Here is a 19971-nt window from a genome sequence, read left to right as displayed (position 1 = left end):
AGACTTCTCTTAGACAGATCCGATGTTTCATCTCGTCATCGACGTCCCGATCTGACATACTCCGCCACGTGATTCCGATTGATCGTCCCAAGCTCGAAGGCTCCATCGCGGTCGGCGACAAACGACGCCGACGCATCGGATTCTCCGAGTTCGGCACCCCCGGAGGCCCCGTCGTCATCTGGCTGCACGGCACGCCCGGCGCGCGCAGACAGATCCCGCCCGAGGCCCGCGAGTACGCCGAGACCCGCGGATTCCGGCTGATCGGCCTCGATCGCCCCGGAGTCGGTTCGTCGACCGCGCACAAGTACGAGTCGATCGCCGACTTCACGATCGATTTTCAGACGGTTCTCAACACGCTCGGCGTCGACCGGTTCTCCGTGATCGGTCTGTCGGGCGGTGGACCCTACTCTCTCGCGGTCTCGCACTTCCTGCCCGACCGGATCGTCTCGACCGGCATCGTCGGTGGAGTGGCGCCGGTCAACGGGCCCGATGCGATCCGCGGCGGTCTCGTCGACATCGCACGGTTCGCGGTGCCGCTTCTCAACGTGGCCGGGCATCCAATCGGTTCGGCGCTCAGCACCGCGCTCGGGTTCGCGCGCCCCATCGCCGACCCGGCCATCAGCATCTACGGCAGGCTCTCGCCCGAGGCCGATCGCGAGTTGCTCTCGCGCCCCGAATTCCGGGCGATGTTCCTCGACGACCTTCTCCACGGCGGCAGCAGACGAATGGAAGCGCCGTTCGCCGACCTGCAGTTGTTCGTCCGCGACTGGGGCTTCCGCATCGGCGATGTGAACGCCGTCGTGCACTGGTGGCATGGCGATGCCGATAACATCATCCCGTTCGCGCACGGCGAGCACATGGTGAAGCTCCTGCCCCACGCAGAACTCCACGCCATGCCCGGCCAGAGCCACATCAGCGGCCTCGGACACAGCGTCGAGATGCTGGACGTCCTCCTCGCCGCCTGGGAATAGCCTTGTGTTCTCCGGTCACATCGCCGGCGTAGTTCAATCGCCTCGGCCAGCTCATGGATGCAGGCATCGGGCTCGTCGGTGAGGCGTGCGAAGCTGAACGCGAGCGGAAGCCACCCCATCAACGCCAGCTGGTTGGCCTTACGCTGATCACCGTCCCACCGATCGTGGTTCTTGTGGAACTTCCAGCCGTGGATCTCCACCCCGATCCGTTCCTCGATCCATGCGAAGTCCAAGCGATATCCGCAGAACGGCACCTGCTGCGTCCAACCGTCGATCCGGTGGTCACGCAACAGCGTCACGAACTTGCGTTCTGCGACCGACTCCGACGGATCCTCCGCGGCCTCAAGCAGCATCCGCGCCCGCCGCATCCCGAACGAACCAGCATTCCGATCCAGGCAGCGCCGCAGATCTGTCAGGTGAACCCGGCGCTGTTGCAGAGCGCGGTCCATGATCGCGATCCCGTCCTCAAGCTCCGATGCCGCCGACAGGACGGTGAGCGGCAGATCGGTCACCGGCAATCCCCGGACGACTGTCAGGTCCTCTGCCGGGAAAGTCCGACGCTTGGCCTCGACGGCGAATCCGCAGTCTAGGCGGGTCCCAGCCGAGCGCGGCACGGAGACTGTCACCGGGCTCGGCAGTTCCTCGATCAGCCCGTGCCACCAGGCCGCGGTCGAACGATCTGCGATCCCGCCGAACCCCTGCACCGCGATCCGGACCCGTGCCGCTTCGGTGAGGCGGTGCTCCGCCGACAAGTAGGTGCTCCGGGCCTCGGAGGTCCACAGACCCGAAGCGATGCGACCTTGAATCTGATGACGCGACAAGCCCAACTCAAGTGCGGTTGCCCGCGCGATCACCCCGTTGTGATCTGCCAGATGCTGTGCGATGGCCAATTCGGGGCGATCAACGCCCGTTCTGATGCTTCTCACGTGAATTGGACGCAGCGGCACCGAGTTCGGTTCCACGACACGCCGAGAAAAGGCTGAGTTGAGCCGCTGTGATCGGCACAACTGCGCCATCGTTCGCGGTCAGACCGTCCCGGTCGTCGCCAATCCGGCGGCGAGCCCCAGCACCACGGTCAACACCAGCAGTTCGGTGCCCGCACGCAGGATCGACTCGCGCTCGGAGGCTCCGTGGCGTGCCGCACGCGGCACCCACGACCGCCGGTGCCGCGCGGCGAGTCCCAGCAGCACAGCCAGCAACACCGCCTTCGCGAGAAGGAGTCTGCCGTAGCCGGTCTCCCACAGTTGGGGCCCGACCCCGATCTGCGCGACGGCTGCCACGACCCCCGTCACGGTCAACGCCGCCACCGCGGGCAGAGCCCGGCGCGAGAACTCCGGCAGCGTCGCCGCCCAACCACGTTTGCCGCGCACGGTCACGATCAGTGCACCGATCGTGCCCGCCCACCACGCCGCACACAGCGCATGCACGCCGAGGACCACAGGAATCCAGACCGATTCGGTCCCATGCCCGGTCACCGACACCGCCAGCACCCCGAGCGCCGCCACGACCGCGACGATCAGCACCGGCGGATCACCGCGCATCGCGGCGAAACACCACGCGAGGACTGCCAGCGATCCCAGCACCCCGACGACGACCGGGAGTCCCGTCTCGATTCCGTCGACCAGATCGCCGAGGCCCACCTCGAGGACCGATTGCCCGCTGCGCTCGGCGACCTGCAACCACACCCCGACAAGGCTGGCCGCACCCCACACACCTGCGGCGACCGCGATCCACCCCGCCGCCGGCACGGTGCCGATCAACGGCAACGCGCCGAGTCCCAGCAATAAGCAGAGGGCGACCAGGACCGCGACGCCCGCCCACGACGACGGCTCCGGCCGGGCGAGGAATTCGCCCACGCCGACGCCGACCGCGGCGAGCAGTGCGGCGGCGCACAGCAGCCGGACACGCAGGCGCGCGACGTCGGACGGACCGGCCATGCGAGGAGGTCAGTTGCGGCGTCGGGCGATGGTCAACGCCAAGACGCCGGCGATCAGCAGGACCACGACCACGCCACCGACGATGAACTGCCAGGCCTTGACGCCGTGATCGTCCGACTCGGACTGCGTCGAGTCATCGGCTGCCGCACCGGGCCGGCCGTCGCCCGCCTGGGTCAGTTCGAAGCTCACCTGGCCCTGCACCGGGTGGCCGTCAGCCGAGGTGACGCGGTAGTTGGCGACGTACTGGCCGACCGGCCCCAGTCCGTCGAGCGGCACCGAGATCTCCGTGCCGGAGACCGTCGGTTCGCCGACCTGCCAGAAGTTCCCGTCCGGTCCGACCACCTTCAGCGTCGCGTACGCGGACTTCAGGTCCTCGTTGAAGGTGAGCGTGACCTTGTCCGGGGCGGTCGCGATCTTCGCGCCCTGTTCGGGACTCGAACCGATGAGCGCCGAATGCGCCGACGCCGTTCCCGTGAACAGCCCAGCCATCAGCGCGACGACGGCGACGACTGCGGCAACCAATGAGGATCGGACGACGTACCTGGACATGCTCAGAACCCCTGACCTTTGACGATGCACAATGGGCGACGGTCGGCACCGCGCCGACTCTCCTCCATCGTGGCATGGACCCAACCATTAACCTGATGTGGTGTCGCTCTACTCACACGGCTTCGCCCGTCTCGCAGCCGCCGTCCCGCAGGTCGCCCTCGCCGATCCTCGGCAGAACGCGTCGCGCACCATCGAATTGATTCGGCGCGCGGATCGCGACGCGGTCGCCGTCGTCGCTTTTCCGGAACTGGGCCTGTGCGGTTACAGCGTCGACGACCTGATCCAGCAGGACGCCCTGCTCGACGAGGTCGACGCCGCGCTCAGGTCCGTCGTCGCGGCGACCGCCGAGCTGACGCCGGTCGTCGCCGTCGGTGCGCCGTTGCGGATCGACGATGCGCTGTTCAACTGCGCGATCCTCATTCACGGCGGGCGGGTCCTCGGGGTGGCGCCGAAATCGTACGTGCCGAACTACCGCGAGTTCTACGAGCAGCGCTACTTCGCCGCCGCCCGTGACGCCGTCCGCGACACCGTCGTCGTCGCCGGCCAACGGGTGCCGTTCGGCGCGGATCTGATCTTCGAGGCCGACGACCTGCCCGGCCTGCGCATTCACGCGGAAGTCTGTGAGGACGGCTGGGTCGCGATCCCGCCGAGCACCTGGGCGTCGTTCGCCGGGGCCACCGTGTTGCTGAACCTGTCCGGCAGCCCGGTGACCGTCGGCAAACAGGCGTACCGCCGATCGCTGGTGACCGGTCATTCGGCACGCTGCATCGCCGCACAGTTGTACGTGTCGGCGGGTTTCGGGGAGTCGACAACCGACCTGGCGTGGGACGGCGACGCCCTGATCGCCGAGAACGGCACCCTGCTCGCACGGACCGAGGGTTTCTCGATGGAGCCGCAACTCATCGTGAGCGAGGTCGACCTCGACCGTCTCCGGCAGGAACGCGCACGCATGATCAGTCTCCGCGACCAGGTCGGCGACTTCGCCGACCGAGCCCGCGCCCTGCGCCGCGTGTCGTTCACGCTGGGTGTGCCGGAAGAGACCGACGGATTGCGACGCTCGGTGGCCCGCTTCCCGTTCGTCCCCACCGACGCCGCCGACCGAGACGACCGGTGCCGCGAGGTCCTCGACATCCAGGTGCAGGGTCTGGCGCAGCGACTGCGGTCCACCGGCATCGACAAGATCGTCCTCGGCGTCTCCGGCGGCCTCGACTCCACCCTCGCGCTGCTCGTCGCGGTTCAGGCGTTCGACGCGATAGGGCTGCCCCGCACCAACATTCACGCGTACACGATGCCCGGTTTCGCGACCGGTGACGCCACCCTCGCCCGCAGCCACGTTCTGATGGACTCGCTCGGCGTCACCGGCAACGAGCTCGACATCCGGCCGTCGTGCCTGCAGATGCTCGCCGACCTGGGACATCCGTTCGCCGACGGCGAGCCCGTCTACGACGTGACCTTCGAGAACGTGCAGGCCGGCGAGCGGACGTCGCACCTGTTCCGCCTCGCGAACCACCTGGGCGGGATCGTGCTCGGCACCGGCGACCTCTCCGAGTTGGCGCTCGGCTGGTGCACGTACGGGGTCGGCGACCAGATGTCGCACTACAACGTGAACGGCAGCGTCCCGAAATCGCTGATCCAGCATCTGATCCGCTGGAAGATCACCACCGCGCACTACCCGCCGGAGACCAGTGCGACGCTGCGGGAGATCCTCGACGACGTCATCTCCCCCGAGCTGGTGCCCGCCGACGCCGACGGCAACATCCAGAGCACCGAGGACACCGTCGGCCCGTACGAGCTGCACGACTTCTTCCTGTACTACCTGACCCGCTTCGGTCACCGCCCCAGCAAGATCGCGTACTTGGCGCAGCAGGCGTGGGGCGATCGGACCCGGGGTGCGTGGTCGGACATGATGAGCGACGCCGAACGTCACGAGTACGACGACGCGACCATCGACAAGTGGCTCACCGTCTTCCTGAAGCGCTTCATGTCCCAGCAGTTCAAACGCACCGCGATGCCCAACGGACCGAAGATCGGCTCGGCGTCCCTCTCACCGCGGGGCGACTGGCGTTCCCCGTCCGACGCCTCGTCGTCGGCGTGGCTCCGGGAGCTGCACCCGGAGTAGGCCCAGCGTACGGCGATCTCGATGCGCTTCCTCGCTTCGCTCGGAGGCTTACTCGATCAGCAAGGGGCAGAGCGAGCGGAGCGAGCTTGCGCATCGAGATCCACCCCGGGCTGGGTCTCGCTCACTCCCCCGATTCGTCGCCCGGCGCACCGCCGAGCGGCTCGCCGTCGAACCGGCCGATCGTGACGAAGTCCGACACCGATTCGCGTCGCAGTCTGGTCAACTGCTTGACCGGTCTGCCGATCGGGAGCACCGCCGCGATCGCGTTGGGGTCGGGTACGCCGAGCAGTTCTTGCATCCCGGGTTCCTGCGCCGAGGCCATCGTTGTGATGGTGCCGCCGAACCCGTAGGCCCGTGCCGCCGTCAGGATGTTCCACACCAGCGGGTAGATGGACGCGCCGCCGACGATGCCGACGCGGTCGAGTTCAGAGTCCATCGCGGCGACGACCGCCAGATCGACGGTCACCACCAACAGGAGCGGGGCGGCGGAGAGGGGCGCGACGAACTCGTCCACCCCGCGCACGTCAGCGAGGTCGGCCTCGGTGATCGCGGTGTCGTGCACGGTGTTCCATGGGTTCTCGCCGGCCCGGCGCTGCGCCAGGTAGCGACGAGCGGCGGGCTTGCTGAGCTCGGCGATCCGCGCTTTGACGGCGTCGTCGCGCACCACGATCACATGTGCGCCCTGCCGGTTGCCTCCGCTGGGCGCAAAGCGGGCGGTGTCGAGGATCTGCCACAGGACCTCGTCGGGAACAGGATCGGAGGTGAACTCGCGGGCGGCGAACGTCGTCCGGATCACGTCGTCGAATTCCATGCTGACCTCCTGAGCCCACCCAACGTCTTGTTAGGAAAACTACCCGTCCGCGATCGGCCACTGACGATGAATCACCGATCACGCGTCCGCGTCGGAGCAGCGACGTCAATGAGCCCCCGCCTGGTGGGCAGGGGCTCATCGACGAGTGATCGACAGCGTCAGGCGCTGGCCTTCTCCTTGCGAGCGGCCTCGCGAGCGAGGAAGCGATCGCGCTGCTCCTCGAACCGCTTGGCGTCCACCTCGGACTTCTCCAGGAAGGCGGCGAGCTCGTCGCGAGCAGCCTCACCGCGGCCGGTGAAGTCGGTGCGCTCGAAGATCTTCCACTTGCGCATGATGGGCCAGAGGACGTCGTCCAGGTGCTGGCGGGCGTCGTAGATGCCGTGCTTGGCCATCAGCAGACTCATCTTGCGGAAGTTCGGCATGCCGATGCCCGGCATGTCGAAGTTCGTGACGACGCTGGTGATGGCCTCCATCGCCTGGTCGGGCGCCAGGTCGAGCGCCGCGGCACAGATGTTGCGGTAGAAGATCATGTGCAGGTTCTCGTCGGCGGCGATGCGCTGCAGCATCTTGTCCGCGACCGGGTCGTTGCACGCCTTACCGGTGTTGCGGTGGCTGACGCGCGTGCCGAGTTCCTGCACGGCCACGTAGGCGACACCGCGCAACAGGCCCGACAGATCGTCGGAGTGCGCACCCTTGGTCATGTTGGTCATGCGGTCGTTCTCGAGCGCGACGGGGTCCACGCCGCGGGTGACGACGAGGTAGTCGCGCATCACGATCGCGTGGCGATTCTCCTCGGCGGTCCAGCGGCCGACCCAGGTACCCCACGCGCCGTCCGGCGAGAAGTACTCGGTGATCTCGCGGTGGTACGACGGCAGGTTGTCCTCGGTGAGGAGGTTCAGCGTCATCGCGGCCTTCGCGACGGGGTCCAGGCGGGACTGTTCAGGATCCCAATCCTCGCCCCCCATCGCAGCGAAGTTGCGGCCCTCGTCCCACGGCACGTAGTCGTGCGGGTGCCACTCCCTGGCGAGGGACAGGTGCCGATTGAGCTCGGCTTCCGCCGCAGGCTCCAGTTCGGTGAGCAATTGGACTTGAGTTAAATCCGGCACGGGCCAGCGCCTCCCGGGGCTTGTCGGTTGCTGTGATCTACCGCACCGTAAGCCACAACCGAAGGTCGTCGCAACACGAGGGAACGGGAGAGTCACCACAAACTTCCCGAACCACACCACCGATTACGCCACACTAGATGGTCGCGGCGACCACTTCGACGCGCTCGATGTGGTTGGCGATCAGCAAGGCCCGCACGGCGTCGGCGGTCCGGGACTCGGAGAAGACCATCCGCACCGGCTTGTCGCCTGCCGCAGACCGGCCGTCCTTGGCCTGAATCAGCAGTTGCTCGGTCCCCTTCCACGCCGGATCCATGGCACCGTCCGCGAGGACGTGGGAGTCGTACCCCGGTCCGTGGACCAGCAGTAGCGTACCGTCGCGCTCCCGGCCGTCGAATCCGAACTCGCCGATCTTGTAGACGTAGTTCGACGGCGCGATGGCCACCTGGCGGTTGTAGTCGCGGGCGGCGTCGAGCGCCTTCGGCGCCGCGGGCGCCCAGCCGGCCGCGGTCTCCGCAACCGTGCGGCCCTGCTCGATCGACGTCGTCAGCGCGGCTTCGTCGACGCTGCCGTCGACGGTCACCGTGAAGCGGCTGAGCGAGTTGACATCGGCGGGCGCTCCGAACGGCACCCGGCAGGTCACATTGCCACGACCGTTGACCGGCACGGTGGTCGTGGTGGTGCACTTGTTGAACTCCTTGCCCGCCTTCTTGAACGAGGTCTCCATCCGGATCGTGACGGTGCCGCCGTCAAGATCCGCGGTCGAGTTGCCGACGTCGTACCCGATCACGCAGTCGCCGCCGTTGGTGCAGTTCAGGTCACCGGTGGGCTGGCCGATGGTGATGTCCGTGGCACCGACCTTGGCGCCCTTCACCTCGCTCGAGATGCCCGAGTAGGTGCTGCGCACCGCGTCCATGTCCAGCTTCTCGACGGTCAGGTCCCCTTCGACCTTCACCGTGTCGCCGCCGAATCCCTTGCCGATGGGACCGCGGACTGCGACGACGTCGCCTCCGTCGTTCACGCCGACGGTCAGCGCGCCCGCCTGGAAGCGTCGGGCGCCGTCGATGCCGCCGTCGTTCTCGTCCACCTCGAGTTCGGAGACACCGATCGGATCGCTGCGGGGATCGACGCGCTTGTCAGGGGTCTCACCGATCAGACCGACCGGAGTGCCCTGGATCTCGGTGGTGCCCAACTGGGTGTCCTGCTGGCTCAGGTTGGCGCCGAGTCGTGCCGGACGCAGCGCCGCTCGCAGATCGATGCCGAGGAACGCCTCCGGCACCGAGACCCACTTGTCGGCCGACGGAGTGTCGAGCTTCACTCCGGCCGGCTGTTTCTTGGCGTCCTCGTTCTTCCAGAAGGCCTCACTGCCCTTGACGAACGTCTTGGCGCCGATCTGCAGCCATTCGGCCGTCGGGTTGCTGCCCTGCTGGATCTTTCCCCGCACGTCGCCCGCGGCCGTCACCGTCAGGTCGGTGACCTTGATCTTCAGCGTTCCGCTGCTGCCGGTGAGCGTGACGACGCCGGTGTACTTGGCACCGGGCGCGTCGGCGAGCGACGTTCCCGCTGTGTTCAGGTCGTTGAGGACCCGGGTCGGCTCGTTCGGTTGCGCGACACCCTGTACCGAGGGCACCACCGCTCCGGTGAGGGACAGGACCAACACCACCGCCAGGACCAACGCGGCAACTGCTGCAGCGATCACACTCTTCCGCACGACACACCTCTCCCCGGCCGACCACGCAGTGTTCTGTGAAGAACACCTTCTCACGCGACGGCGACACTCGCGGGATTCGGGGCATTCGAACGAACGACCCTCGACGCGCGGTCCGAGACTCGATCTCGAGTTGTCACGGTGAGGTGAACTTGCGCACGGCCGCGTCGTACTCGGCGCGCGTCACCGTCCCCGCTCGAAACCGAGCGGCCAGATCCATCAGTTCAGCGCGGATCGACGCGGGACTGCGTCCGCCGTGAAGTTCCTCGAATGTGGGAATGCGCGGTTCGTCGGCCACCGGATCGTAGGTCGGGTCGACGCCGTGCGGCGCCACCTGCCCGAACATCCAGTCGCCGCTCCGCCAGACCCAGATCGGATCGCGGAAGCCGAAGAGCATCTCCGATCGGTGCGAACGGTCGTAGCGCGCACCGGCGAACACCGCCTCGCTGGAACCGAGGTCGGCCACCACGTCGACCTCCAGCCGGTGAAGGCCGCGCGGGTGCTCGGCGAACCTCACATACGCTGACCGCGACCGTTGTACCTCTACTCCGGGGTCGGCCGACGCGCACACGGCTCGAGCCGCCGTGACCGCGGCGTCGCGTCGTCGCTGCCAGAACCACCAGACCCACACCGGCGCGATCAGCACTCCCGCCGTGACGGCGTACGCCACGGGAAGAGCGGTCGGCGCCCCGGGCGGCGGAAACCAGGCCACCGTCGCATACCCGAGCACCGCGGTGCCGACGATGAGCGCGACCAGCGCTGCGCGCATCACCGTGTCGTGCGGCCGCCGGAAGAAGTGGTCGGGATCGGTGGACACCACCCGCGGGTCCTCACCGGGACCGACGAGGCGCAACGCCGACCGCGGGCCGCCCCGAACGTCCAATTGCCGCCAAGCCTCCTGCGACGGCTGGTACCCGGTCATGTCTGCTCCTCACGTCACCGATCAGTGACGCTACTTGTCCAGCGGCATCGCGTTCACGACGTCGAGGATTCCCTTCTCGTCCGCCTTGTCGACGGTCACGACGAACATCAGGTCGTCGCGGTCGCTGAATCGCAGGTAGGCGGTGTGCTCGTCCTCGACCACGTATCCGGTTCCGTAGCGCCAGCTGATCGACTCGGCCTTCGCGGTCTTGGTGAGATCGGAGAGCACCCGGTCGACCGCGTTCTTCGACGTCATCCAGCCCGGCTGGACGACGATCTCAGAGTTGAAACAGTGCATGCGGAGCTTGACCATCGGCTCGCCCGCGCCGGCGTCCGACGGGCCTCGCTCCGCCTTGAGAGCGCGCACCATGGAGCGGCACGTCAGCCCTTCCCAGCCAGACGCCTGCGGCGTCTGCGGCAGCAGCTGCGGGAATTCTGCCATGAACGGAGCACTCTGTCCCCACCCCGACGTGACCGTCACCGTCGTCTCCGGGCTCTCCCCCGACCAGCGGCCGGAATCCGACGCCCGGACCCGATACCTGTGCTCGCCGGTCGGAGCAGTCGGATCCTCGGCAGTGGAGTCGCCGCCGGAGTAGACGACGACGCCGTCGTCCCGGATCAGCACGTACTCATCCGCCCCGGACACTCGATTCCAGGCCGCCTTCACCGTGCCCTTGTCGTACGAGAGACTCAGGCCGGTGGGTGTGTCGGGCGCAGCGCTGCCGGTCACGGCGCGGACCACGAATAGCGAGGCGATCAGCACGAGGACCGCGATCGCCGCGATGATGGCGAGCGTCTTGGCCGGGATCGTGGTCCGACCGGTGGGCGTCATCGGACTGGACATCAGAAGGGCAGCCTCTCCATGATCGTTCGCGCGGCTCGGGGGTCCTTCGAACCGGGGACGACGACCTCGACGAAGGTCGTGGCCTCCGGAGAGTCGTCGGTCGACGGGTAGGAGAACACCGCGGTCGCGGAACCGTCCAGCATGCCGTACCGCATCGAGCCCGGCGTGCCCTGCGCGGTCGTGAACCCCGAAGCGCTCTCATCGTCGGTCAGGAACTCGCCGAAGGAGGCGAGCCGCGCATCGTCGGCGTTCCCATAGGCGTAGACGGCGACCGAGTACGCCCGCTTGTTCGCGGCGTCGTCGACCTTGTCGCACATGATCAGGCGCGATGTCTTCTTCGGTTCGTCGACCGGGTACAACCCCAGGCCACGGCACCACAGCGAGTCGTATCCGCTGGTGCTCGCGGGTGTGGCCGGAATCAGTTCGGGGTAGAGCTTGGCGATGTCGTGGAAATCGCCCCAGGTCACCGTGACGGTGAGGTCGGCGGCCGACGAGAAGTCCGATCCGCCGGTCGACGTCGATCGTGCCGCCACCGAGTAGGTGTGCTGTCCGGGGAGCGGCGAGGTGCGGACGAAGGAGGGATCGCCGACGGTCGCGATGACGTCGCCGTCCTCCCTGACCAGGTATTGATCGGCCCCGGAGACGGCGTTCCACGACAGTTCGACGCCGGCGGCGGTCACGGTCGCGTCCGGCCGGTCGGGAGTCGCCAGACTCCCGGCACTGTTCCAGGCGAACGCTCCGCCGACGCCGAGGACCAGCGCCGCGACGATCGCGATCGACGCGACCACCGGCACCTTCTGGTACCAGCGCGACGGCCGCGCGGGCGGTCGTGCCGGCAACGACCCGATCGGACCCAGCGCGTGCTGCGGCGTCGCGACGGGCGCACCCGGGGTGTTGGCGAACGCCGGACCACTGCGCGGAAGGGTCACGACGCCGCCGGTGAAGGCGGAATACAGGGCGTGCGCGAACGCCGTCGCGGTGGCGGGCCTGGCCGCCGGATCCTTGGCGAGGCCCGAGGCGAGAACGGCGTCGACGGCGGGCGGCAACGACCGCACGCGGTCGGTGGCACGCGGCGGCTCGGCGAACAGATGCGCCGTCATCAGCCCCTGCAGACTGTCCGAGTCGTACGGTGCGTTGCCGGTGAGGAGCTCGAAGGTGGTGGCGGCGAGCGAGTACACGTCGCTGCGACCGTCCACGCCGCGACCGTCGATCTGTTCCGGCGAGCAGTACTTCATGGTGCCGACGGTGGTGCCGGTGCTGGTGAGCCCGGCCCCCGCCTCCCCCAACGCCTGCGCGATGCCGAAGTCGGTGACCTTGACTGCTTCCGGCATCACCGGATCCGCGCCCGGCATGATCAAGATGTTCGCCGGCTTCACATCGCGGTGCAGCACGCCGTGCCGATGGGCGGTGTCCAGCCCTGCGGCGACGCCGTTGACGATGTTGACCACCAACCGCGGATCCATGCCGGCAGGCGATGCCTTCGAGAGCTTCGCGGCATCGGTGCCCGGAACCATCTCCATGGCGATCCACAGCACGTCGCCGAACCCGCCGCGGTCGTACACGCGCACCAGATTCGGATGGGCCAGCGGCGCCATCAGGTCGGCTTCACGTTCAAACCGCTGCCGCACCACCGGATCTCCGCCGTGGGCAGACCGCAGCACTTTGATCGCGTCGCTCCGCGGCAGTCGCGGATGCGCTGCCTTGTAGACTTCACCCATGCCGCCGGCCCCGAGCACTTCCTCGACGCGGTAGCCCGCGATCTCGTCCCCGATCTGGAACATTCCCCTGCCGTTTCACCTGGTCGCTGCTCTTCGCGCCGAATGCTACCGGCCGGTCGCGCCGATGACCGCGGACACCTATCCCTGCCGAATGACGTCGAGTCTGCGCCGTCCTCCCTCGAATCCTCGCCGCGCGCCGTCGCCGAACCTACGATCGGGCCCCATGACCCCCACGTTCTCTGCCCACGAACTCAACGACGCCTTCGCACAGTTCCAGCAGACGGTCGCCGAGGTGGCCGTCAGCGACGATTGGGACCGCTGGGCCGACCAGTTCACCGTCGACGCCGACTACATCGAGCACGCCTACGGCACGTTCTCCGGACGCGAAGCGATTCGCGCATGGGTCACCAAGACCATGCGGTCGTTCCCCGGAAGTCATATGGCCGAGTACCCGTCGCTGTGGCATGTCGCCGATCCCGCCACCGGTCGAGTGATCTGCGAGATCGACAACCCGATGCGTGATCCCGGCGACGGTTCGGTCTTCACCGCCACCAACATCACCATCCTCACGTACGCGGGCGACGGCCTGTGGAAGTGCGAAGAGGACGTGTACAACCCGATGGAGTTCGGCCTCATGGCACGCCGCTGGTGCGACCGCGCCGCCGAACTGGGAACCCTCGACGAATCGGCTCGGGCATGGATGGAGACGACGGGCGCGATGTTCGGGAAGAGATAGGGACGAGGTGAGCACTGGCCTGCCGTGCCGACCACGGAGTAACCTACGGTGACGTAACCCACTCCACGGAGTCGTTAACACCGACCGCCCAGGCGAGCGATGTATCGACTGTGGTGCACTCCATTCTTCGTGCACGCACCGCATCTGAACAGACTTGGGACAGACCTGCGCGTGACGTAGCCTGGAGAGCGATTACGCATGTCGGGCGTGTCCAGGACGCAAACCCGGCCGCCACCCGAGACGACCCGTAACCGACCAGAGGAACACCGATGGCACGTCAACTCACACAACTCGAGCTCCTGCGGGAGCTGGAGCCGACCGCCGAGGCCAACGTCAATCGCCACCTCAAGACGGCCCGCGACTGGAACCCGCACGACTACGTCCCGTGGGACGAAGGCAAGAATTTCGCCGCGCTCGGCGGCACGGACTACGACCCCGAGGATTCGCAACTCGACGAGGTCGCCAAGGCCGCGATGATCACGAACCTGCTCACCGAGGACAATCTGCCCTCGTACCACCGCGTGATCGCCGAGAACTTCTCGATGGACTCCGCGTGGGGACACTGGGTCGGCCGGTGGACCGCCGAGGAGGACCGCCACGGCATCGCGATGCGCGACTACCTGGTCGTGACCCGCGGCGTCGACCCGGTGGCCCTCGAGCAGGCGCGCATGATCCACATGACCAACGGATACGACCCGCTCCTGGCCGCGGCGGACCGCGCCGAAGAGATGGCGGAGATGGGCGAGGAGATCGGTCTCCTCCACTCGGTCGCCTACGTGACGTTCCAGGAGCTGGCGACCCGCGTCAGCCACCGCAACACCGGCAAGGCGTGCAACGACCCGATCGCCGACCGCATGCTGCAGCGCATCGCCGCCGACGAGAACCTGCACATGATCTTCTACCGCAACATCTGCGGTGCGGGCATGGACCTCGCGCCGGACCAGACGCTGCGCGCGGTGACCGACATCGTCACCAACTTCCAGATGCCGGGCGCAGGCATGCCGAACTTCCGCCGCCACGGCGTCCTGATGGCCAAGCACGGCATCTACGACCTCCGTCAGCACCTGGAAGAGGTCATCGCGCCGGTCCTGCGCAAGTGGAAGGTCTTCGAGCGCACCGACTTCGGCCCCCAGGGCGAGAAGACGCGCGACGAGCTCGCCACGTTCCTCGACCAGCTCGAGAAGGACGCCGCCCGCTTCGAAGAGATGCGTGATCGCTCCCTCGCTCGTGAAGCGGCCAAGCGGGAGAAGCAAGCGTCCTGAGCACGAACACTCTGTCCGCACCGGCGTCTTCGGGAATCCCCGAGGAGGCCGGTGCTTCGCTCGTTCCCGAACCCGCTCTGCGGATCGGATCCATCGGACTGAACAGCCCCGTGGTACTCGCGCCGATGGCCGGCGTCACCAACGTCGCGTTCCGCGTCCTGTGCCGTGAGCTCGAGATGGCTCGCACCGGTACCGTCTCCGGCCTGTACGTGTGCGAGATGGTGACTGCCCGCGCCCTGGTGGAGCGGCATCCGGTGACGATGCACATGACCGCCTTCGATCCGAGCGAGACGCCGCGGTCGATGCAGCTGTACACCGTCGATCCCGAGTACACGTACCAGGCGGCGAAGATGATTGTCGACGAGAACCTCGCCGACCACATCGACATGAACTTCGGCTGCCCGGTCCCGAAGGTCACCCGCAAGGGCGGCGGCTCGGCCATCCCCTACAAGCGGCGACTGTTCCGCAATGTCGTCGCCGCCGCGGTGCGCGCCACCGAAGGCACCGATATCCCGGTCACGGTGAAGTTCCGGATCGGCATCGACGACGACCACCACACGCATCTGGACGCCGGCCGAATCGCCGCCGACGAGGGTGCGCAGGCTGTCGCCCTCCATGCCCGCACCGCGTCGCAGCGCTACTCCGGCACAGCGGTCTGGGACGAGATCGCTCGCCTCAAAGAGCACGTGACGAGTGTCCCGGTCCTCGGCAACGGAGACATTTTCGAGGCCGACGACGCCGTCCGCATGATGGCACAGACCGGGTGCGACGGCGTCGTCGTCGGTCGCGGTTGCCTGGGACGTCCGTGGTTGTTCGCCGAACTCTCGGCCCGACTGCGCGGTGTGGAAGCTCCCACGCCGCCGAATCTCGGAGAAGTGGGCGAGATCATGATTCGCCACGGCGAACTGCTCGCCGCGCATCACGGCGAGATGAAGGGCATGCGCGAGATCCGCAAGCACGTCGCCTGGTATCTGCGCGGATTCCCGGCCGGTTCGGATCTGCGGTCGTCGCTGTCGCTGGTGAAGACGCTCGACGACCTGCGAGAACTGATCTCGACGCTGCCCGCCGACACTCCTTTCCCGGACGACGCCCACGGCCCGCGTGGACGACAGGGATCGCCCGCATCGGTCGCGCTGCCCGAAGGGTGGCTCGACGATCCCGAAGACGACACCGTCCCGGAGGGCGCCGAGATCATGCATTCCGGCGGCTGACGAGTCTCCCGACCGCCACGCCGCAGGGACCTCTCAGGTGTTCCCATTAGGATGTGCCAAGCACGCGGCATGCAAGTCGACCCTCCCTCGACGCCGCGACCGCCCTGACACCGTGAGAAAGTAGCACTGTGAGTTCTGACCGCCCCGGCTCCTCCGAGCCCGACGACGACACGTCTGCTCGGCGATCGCGGCGCGCAGGCCGGTCCGGGGCCTACGACTTCCGGACCAGGTTCGGCGAGACCGGCGGCCCAGCACAGAACGCACCGCCCACTCCGCATGCCGACGGTCTGCGCGAACCCGCTTCCCGCGACGCCTACGTCCGGCCGCGGGGACGCCTGACCGTCCGCCAGCTCATGGAGCAGATGGGCGTCGACGAGACCGGTGCGCCGCAGCGTGCGCAGCGGCAGCAGTTGCCGCCCCGTCGTCCGCAGCCGCGGCCCACCGAGGCCCGACCGCCCGCTCCGCCGTCGCCGCAGATTCCCGCTTCCAACGAGGTGACGACCGCCATCCCCGCGGTCACCGATCAGCCGTCCGTCGACCTCTCCGACACCGCGACCACTGCCCGCCTGTCCGAAGAGTCCCGCAGTCAGCGGCCCGCACCGGACACCTCCGAACGCACCGCGGCCGAGACTCGAGTCACCCGCAGTCCCGCCGCGATGGCGGCCGAGTCGGCGAGTCGCACCAAGCCACCGGAGACCGAGCCCGCGCCGAAGGCGCCCGTCACCGAGATTCCGGCCGCCGAAGCTCCGCGGAGCCGGCGAGGCCGTCTGCAGCAGACACCCGATCTGACCGCGGCGCTCAACCAGATCCGCGACAACCGGCGCAGTGCCACCGATCGGTATCGCACGCGCACCATCGCCACCAACACCGGGCGGGTCCTGCTCGGCCTGGCCTGCCTGCTGTCGCTGGTCGGCACCGGTTATGCCTGGAACTGGATGCGCACCGTCGACGGCGCCTGGAACACCGTCCACGCACTCGACCCCGAGAACTCCAACATCCGCAACCGCGGAGGCCAGGAGAACGACGAGACCTACCTGATCGTCGGCACCGACACCCGCTCCGGCAAGAACGCGAAGGTCGGGGCCGGCGAGGCCGACTCCGTCGAGGGCACCCGGTCCGACACCGTTCTGCTGGTCAACATCCCCGCCGACCGCAGTCGCGTGGTCGCCGTGTCGTGGCCGCGCGACCTCGCCGTCGACCGTCCCGAATGCCAGGACTGGAACGACAACGACCGCGCGTACACCGGCGATCTCCCCGCAGCGAACGGCGTCAAACTGAACAGCGTCTACGCCGACGGTGGACCGAACTGCCTGGTCAAGACGCTGACGCAGATGAGCGGCCTGAACATCAACCACTTCATCGCCATGGACTTCTCGGGCTTCGAACACGTGGTGCGCGCCGTCGGCGGCGTCCAAGTGTGCTCAACGGTTCCGCTGTACGACTACGAGCTCGGCACCATTCTCCGCAAGGCGGGAACCAGGAAACTGACCGGTCGTCAGGCGCTCAACTACGTCCGCGCTCGCCACATCTCGGTGGAGGGCAACGGCGACTACGGTCGCATCAAACGCCAACAGCTGTTCATGTCGTCACTGCTGCGCGCCACCCTGTCGGGCGACGTACTGTCCAATCCGTCGAAGCTGAACAAGATGACCAGCACGTTCATCAAGTACAGCCAGGTCGACAACGTCGATACGGCATCGCTGATCCAACTCGCCGAGTCGATGCAGGGTATGGATGCCGGCCGGGTCACCTTCCTCACGGTCCCGACCGCGGGAACCACCACCGACGGTGAGAACAACGAGATCCCGCGAACCGACGACATCGATGCCATCTTCAACGCGATCATCGACGACAAACCGCTCCCCGGCGAGAAGAAGGAGAAGCGGAAGTCGTCGTCGGCAACGACGACGAAGGCCTCTCCGGCACCGAAACCGGCCAAGAAGGACCTGACGGCCCAGTACCTGTCCAACACCAGCGTCCGGGTGTTGAACGGCACCGCCCAGAGCGGTCTGGCCACCTCGGTGATGGAGGAGTTGGCGCGTCAGGGCATCGACGTCTCCGGTGTCGCCGACTCCTCGGAGAAGCGGACCGACACCGTCGTCCGTTACGGTCCCGGTCAGCAGGATTCGGCCGCGACCGTGGCGTCGATGTTCCCCGGAGCCAAGATCCAGGAGGACAGCACGGTCAAGGTGGGCGTCGCCGTGATTCTCGGCAGCGATTTCGGCGGAGTGGAGACCATCACCACCGCACCCGAGGCCGGGTCGGTGCTGACCGTCGGCCAGCTCCCCGCCAATGTGAACAACAGCGACCTGCCCAACGATCTCTCGGTCACCAACGCGGGCGATACCACCTGCTCATAGGGCCTTTTTGGCCGCTCACACCCCGCTCGATCACCTGCGATACACCCGGGTGCGCCAAGAGTTCACGATGTCTTCATCGCCCGCGACCAGCGGGTGCGGGCCGGTGTACGTAAGGTGTAATCCATGCGTGACGTGTATCAGGAGCAGATGGCTGCCTTGAATCAGGCCCTGGGCGATATGGTCTCCGAGGTCGGAGCAGCGATGGCTCAAGCCACTCAGGCTCTGCTTCAGGCCGATCTCGAACTTGCCGAAAAGGTGATCTCCGACCATGATTCGCTGACCGAGAAGTCTGCGGAGGCCGAGGATCAGGCGTTTCAACTCCTCGCCCTCCAGGCGCCGGTGGCCGGCGACCTCCGCTCGATCGTGAGCGGCTTTCAACTCGTCTCGGAGATCGACCGCATGGGTGCCCTCGCCCTTCACGTTGCGAAAGTCGCACGACGCCGTCATCCGGCGAAGGTGCTGCCCGAAGAGGTCGCCGGATACTTCGAAGAGATGGGCCGCCTGGCCGTCGAGCTCGCGCACGATGCGCGCCGCGTCCTGCAGGACCAGGACTACCACGACGCCCTGACCCTGATGGACGACGACGACGCGATGGACGACCTCCACCGCCACCTGTTCACGGTCATGATGGACCGCGAATGGGAGCACGGTGTCGCCGCCGCCGTCGACGTGACACTGCTGGGCCGCTACTACGAGCGTTTCGCCGACCACGCCGTGCTCATCGGCCGCCGCGTCGTCTTCCAGGCCACCGGCAAGACTCCCGAGGAGTTGCAGGAAGTCAGTTAGGCGAGTTCGCCGACGCACCCCTCCACGCCGGTCGAGTTCGCCGCCGCACCCCCACGCTGGTCGAGTTCGCCGACGCCCCCACGCTGGTCGAGTTCGCCGCCGCACCTCCACGCTGGTCGAGTTCGCCGCCCCACACCTCCACGCTGGTCGAGTTCGCCGCCGCGAACGCAGTGAGCGACGACGAGTATCGAGACCGCCACAAGCACCGACTCGAGCACACACGCACCCAGCCGATCACCACGTGGATCTCGATACGCTGCGTGCTCGCTACGCTCCCAGGCAGCTACTCGATCAACGTAGGGGATGCCCCACACCTCCACGCTGGTCGAGTTCGCCGACGCGAACGCAGTGAGCGACGACGAGTATCGAGACCGCCGCAAGCACCGACTCGAACACACACCCAGCCGATCGCCACGTGGATCTCGATACGCTGCGTGCTCGCTACGCTCCCAGGCAGCTACTCGATCAGCGTAGGGGATGCCCCACACCTCCACGCTGGTCGAGTTCGCCGACGCGAACGCAGTGAGCGACGACGAGTATCGAGACTGTGATGCTGGACGTGACAGCCCGGTGATGATGGGCTGTCGGTGATAGCCCCGAGGTGTGACTCTTATCGAGACTGGCCGTGAGTGCCTTCAATGGGACGTGTCCATCTCGGGGCCGTCGGCCCGGCCCAGGCGGAAGTAACTGGCCTGATCAGGAGCTTGACCGTTCAGAGTTGCGCGCACTGAACGTGTCCCATCACAGTCCTGCCGTGACTGCCTGCCTGGACCGGAACCAACAATGGTTCGCTTCCAGAGGAGGAAACGCAGTGTCTAGTGTGACTGATCTTCACTTAGGCGTCGAGGTCGCAGTCGGCGTCGATACCCATGTCCATACCCATACCGCCGCGATCGTCGATGCAGTCACCGGCGGAAGACTCGCCACCATCGAGG

Annotated in this window: 15 protein-coding genes and 1 pseudogene; 7 read left to right on the top strand and 9 right to left on the bottom strand. The window is 67.3% G+C overall.

What is annotated here, in order from left to right:
• Positions 1–68 precede the first annotated feature (68 nt).
• Positions 69–971: an alpha/beta fold hydrolase gene (locus GH2_RS09760; protein WP_066166708.1), complete on the top strand. Its 903-nt coding sequence runs from the start codon at positions 69–71 to the stop codon at positions 969–971.
• Between the two features lie 95 nt (positions 972–1066).
• Here GH2_RS09760 and GH2_RS22275 read toward each other — a convergent pair.
• The 3 genes and pseudogenes from GH2_RS22275 to GH2_RS09745 form a co-directional block, all read right to left on the bottom strand.
• Positions 1067–1987, bottom strand: a pseudogene (locus tag GH2_RS22275) (type IV toxin-antitoxin system AbiEi family antitoxin); the annotation flags it as partial.
• A gap of 9 nt (positions 1988–1996) precedes the next feature.
• Positions 1997–2908 carry a CopD family protein gene (locus GH2_RS09750; protein ID WP_066166702.1) on the bottom strand — a complete coding sequence of 304 codons (912 nt, stop codon included), beginning with the start codon at positions 2906–2908 and terminating at the stop codon, positions 1997–1999.
• Positions 2909–2917: 9 nt separating this feature from the next.
• The gene (locus tag GH2_RS09745; RefSeq protein ID WP_066166699.1) at positions 2918–3457 is read right to left on the bottom strand and encodes a copper resistance CopC family protein; all 540 of its coding nucleotides are present in this window, start codon (positions 3455–3457) and stop codon (positions 2918–2920) included.
• Between the two features lie 100 nt (positions 3458–3557).
• Between GH2_RS09745 and GH2_RS09740 the strand changes: the two genes are divergently transcribed.
• Positions 3558–5576 (top strand): NAD(+) synthase, encoded by a 2019-nt coding sequence (locus tag GH2_RS09740; protein WP_066167306.1) that lies wholly within the window; start codon positions 3558–3560, stop codon positions 5574–5576.
• Positions 5577–5697: 121 nt separating this feature from the next.
• Here the strand turns inward: GH2_RS09740 and GH2_RS09735 are convergent, their stop codons facing one another.
• From GH2_RS09735 to GH2_RS09710, 6 genes are all read right to left on the bottom strand, one after another.
• Entirely contained in the window at positions 5698–6387 is a 690-nt protein-coding gene (locus tag GH2_RS09735; protein ID WP_066166696.1) for a nitroreductase family protein, read from the bottom strand.
• A 158-nt stretch (positions 6388–6545) separates the two neighbouring features.
• Entirely contained in the window at positions 6546–7493 is a 948-nt protein-coding gene (locus GH2_RS09730) for an acyl-ACP desaturase (RefSeq protein ID WP_066166693.1), read from the bottom strand.
• A 133-nt stretch (positions 7494–7626) separates the two neighbouring features.
• Complete coding sequence (locus GH2_RS09725; RefSeq protein ID WP_157086054.1) at positions 7627–9201, bottom strand: hypothetical protein; 1575 nt, start codon at positions 9199–9201, stop codon at positions 7627–7629.
• A 133-nt stretch (positions 9202–9334) separates the two neighbouring features.
• A complete protein-coding gene (locus GH2_RS09720; RefSeq protein ID WP_066166687.1) occupies positions 9335–10120 on the bottom strand; it encodes a hypothetical protein in 786 nt (261 codons plus the stop codon).
• A 30-nt stretch (positions 10121–10150) separates the two neighbouring features.
• Positions 10151–10963 (bottom strand): hypothetical protein, encoded by an 813-nt coding sequence (locus GH2_RS09715; RefSeq protein ID WP_066166685.1) that lies wholly within the window; start codon positions 10961–10963, stop codon positions 10151–10153.
• A complete protein-coding gene (locus GH2_RS09710; protein WP_066166682.1) occupies positions 10963–12744 on the bottom strand; it encodes a serine/threonine-protein kinase in 1782 nt (593 codons plus the stop codon). Before GH2_RS09710 ends, GH2_RS09715 begins: the two co-directional genes overlap by 1 nt.
• 160 nt (positions 12745–12904) lie before the next feature.
• Between GH2_RS09710 and GH2_RS09705 the strand changes: the two genes are divergently transcribed.
• The 5 genes from GH2_RS09705 (at position 12905) to phoU (ending at position 19036) form a co-directional block, all read left to right on the top strand.
• Complete coding sequence (locus GH2_RS09705; RefSeq protein WP_066166679.1) at positions 12905–13417, top strand: nuclear transport factor 2 family protein; 513 nt, start codon at positions 12905–12907, stop codon at positions 13415–13417.
• 269 nt (positions 13418–13686) lie between these two features.
• Entirely contained in the window at positions 13687–14679 is a 993-nt protein-coding gene (locus GH2_RS09700; protein WP_066166675.1) for an acyl-ACP desaturase, read from the top strand.
• A 35-nt stretch (positions 14680–14714) separates the two neighbouring features.
• Positions 14715–15890 carry a tRNA dihydrouridine synthase DusB gene (gene dusB / locus GH2_RS09695; protein ID WP_174545340.1) on the top strand — a complete coding sequence of 392 codons (1176 nt, stop codon included), beginning with the start codon at positions 14715–14717 and terminating at the stop codon, positions 15888–15890.
• 128 nt (positions 15891–16018) lie between these two features.
• Entirely contained in the window at positions 16019–18250 is a 2232-nt protein-coding gene (locus GH2_RS09690) for an LCP family protein (RefSeq protein WP_066166669.1), read from the top strand.
• Between the two features lie 123 nt (positions 18251–18373).
• Complete coding sequence (gene phoU, locus GH2_RS09685) at positions 18374–19036, top strand: phosphate signaling complex protein PhoU (RefSeq protein WP_066166668.1); 663 nt, start codon at positions 18374–18376, stop codon at positions 19034–19036.
• Positions 19037–19971 lie beyond the last annotated feature (935 nt).

Origin of the sequence: Gordonia hydrophobica NBRC 16057 (assembly GCF_001592365.1) — a bacterium.
In the GTDB taxonomy this organism is placed as follows: Bacteria; Actinomycetota; Actinomycetes; order Mycobacteriales; family Mycobacteriaceae; genus Gordonia; species Gordonia hydrophobica.
The sequence above is the reverse complement of the archived record's forward strand: the minus strand, read 5'-3'. Positions and strand labels throughout refer to the sequence as shown.

What these genes read in the sequence shown, in the direction of transcription:
- phoU (WP_066166668.1), top strand. Translation starts at nt 18,374, where the DNA reads ATGCGTGACGTGTATCAGGAGCAGATGGCTGCCTTGAATCAGGCCCTG.
- GH2_RS09745 (WP_066166699.1), bottom strand. Translation starts at nt 3,457, where the DNA reads ATGTCCAGGTACGTCGTCCGATCCTCATTGGTTGCCGCAGTCGTCGCC.
- GH2_RS09735 (WP_066166696.1), bottom strand. Translation starts at nt 6,387, where the DNA reads ATGGAATTCGACGACGTGATCCGGACGACGTTCGCCGCCCGCGAGTTC.
- GH2_RS09715 (WP_066166685.1), bottom strand. Translation starts at nt 10,963, where the DNA reads ATGTCCAGTCCGATGACGCCCACCGGTCGGACCACGATCCCGGCCAAG.
- GH2_RS09710 (WP_066166682.1), bottom strand. Translation starts at nt 12,744, where the DNA reads ATGTTCCAGATCGGGGACGAGATCGCGGGCTACCGCGTCGAGGAAGTG.
- GH2_RS09750 (WP_066166702.1), bottom strand. Translation starts at nt 2,908, where the DNA reads ATGGCCGGTCCGTCCGACGTCGCGCGCCTGCGTGTCCGGCTGCTGTGC.
- GH2_RS09720 (WP_066166687.1), bottom strand. Translation starts at nt 10,120, where the DNA reads ATGACCGGGTACCAGCCGTCGCAGGAGGCTTGGCGGCAATTGGACGTT.
- GH2_RS09705 (WP_066166679.1), top strand. Translation starts at nt 12,905, where the DNA reads ATGACCCCCACGTTCTCTGCCCACGAACTCAACGACGCCTTCGCACAG.
- GH2_RS09700 (WP_066166675.1), top strand. Translation starts at nt 13,687, where the DNA reads ATGGCACGTCAACTCACACAACTCGAGCTCCTGCGGGAGCTGGAGCCG.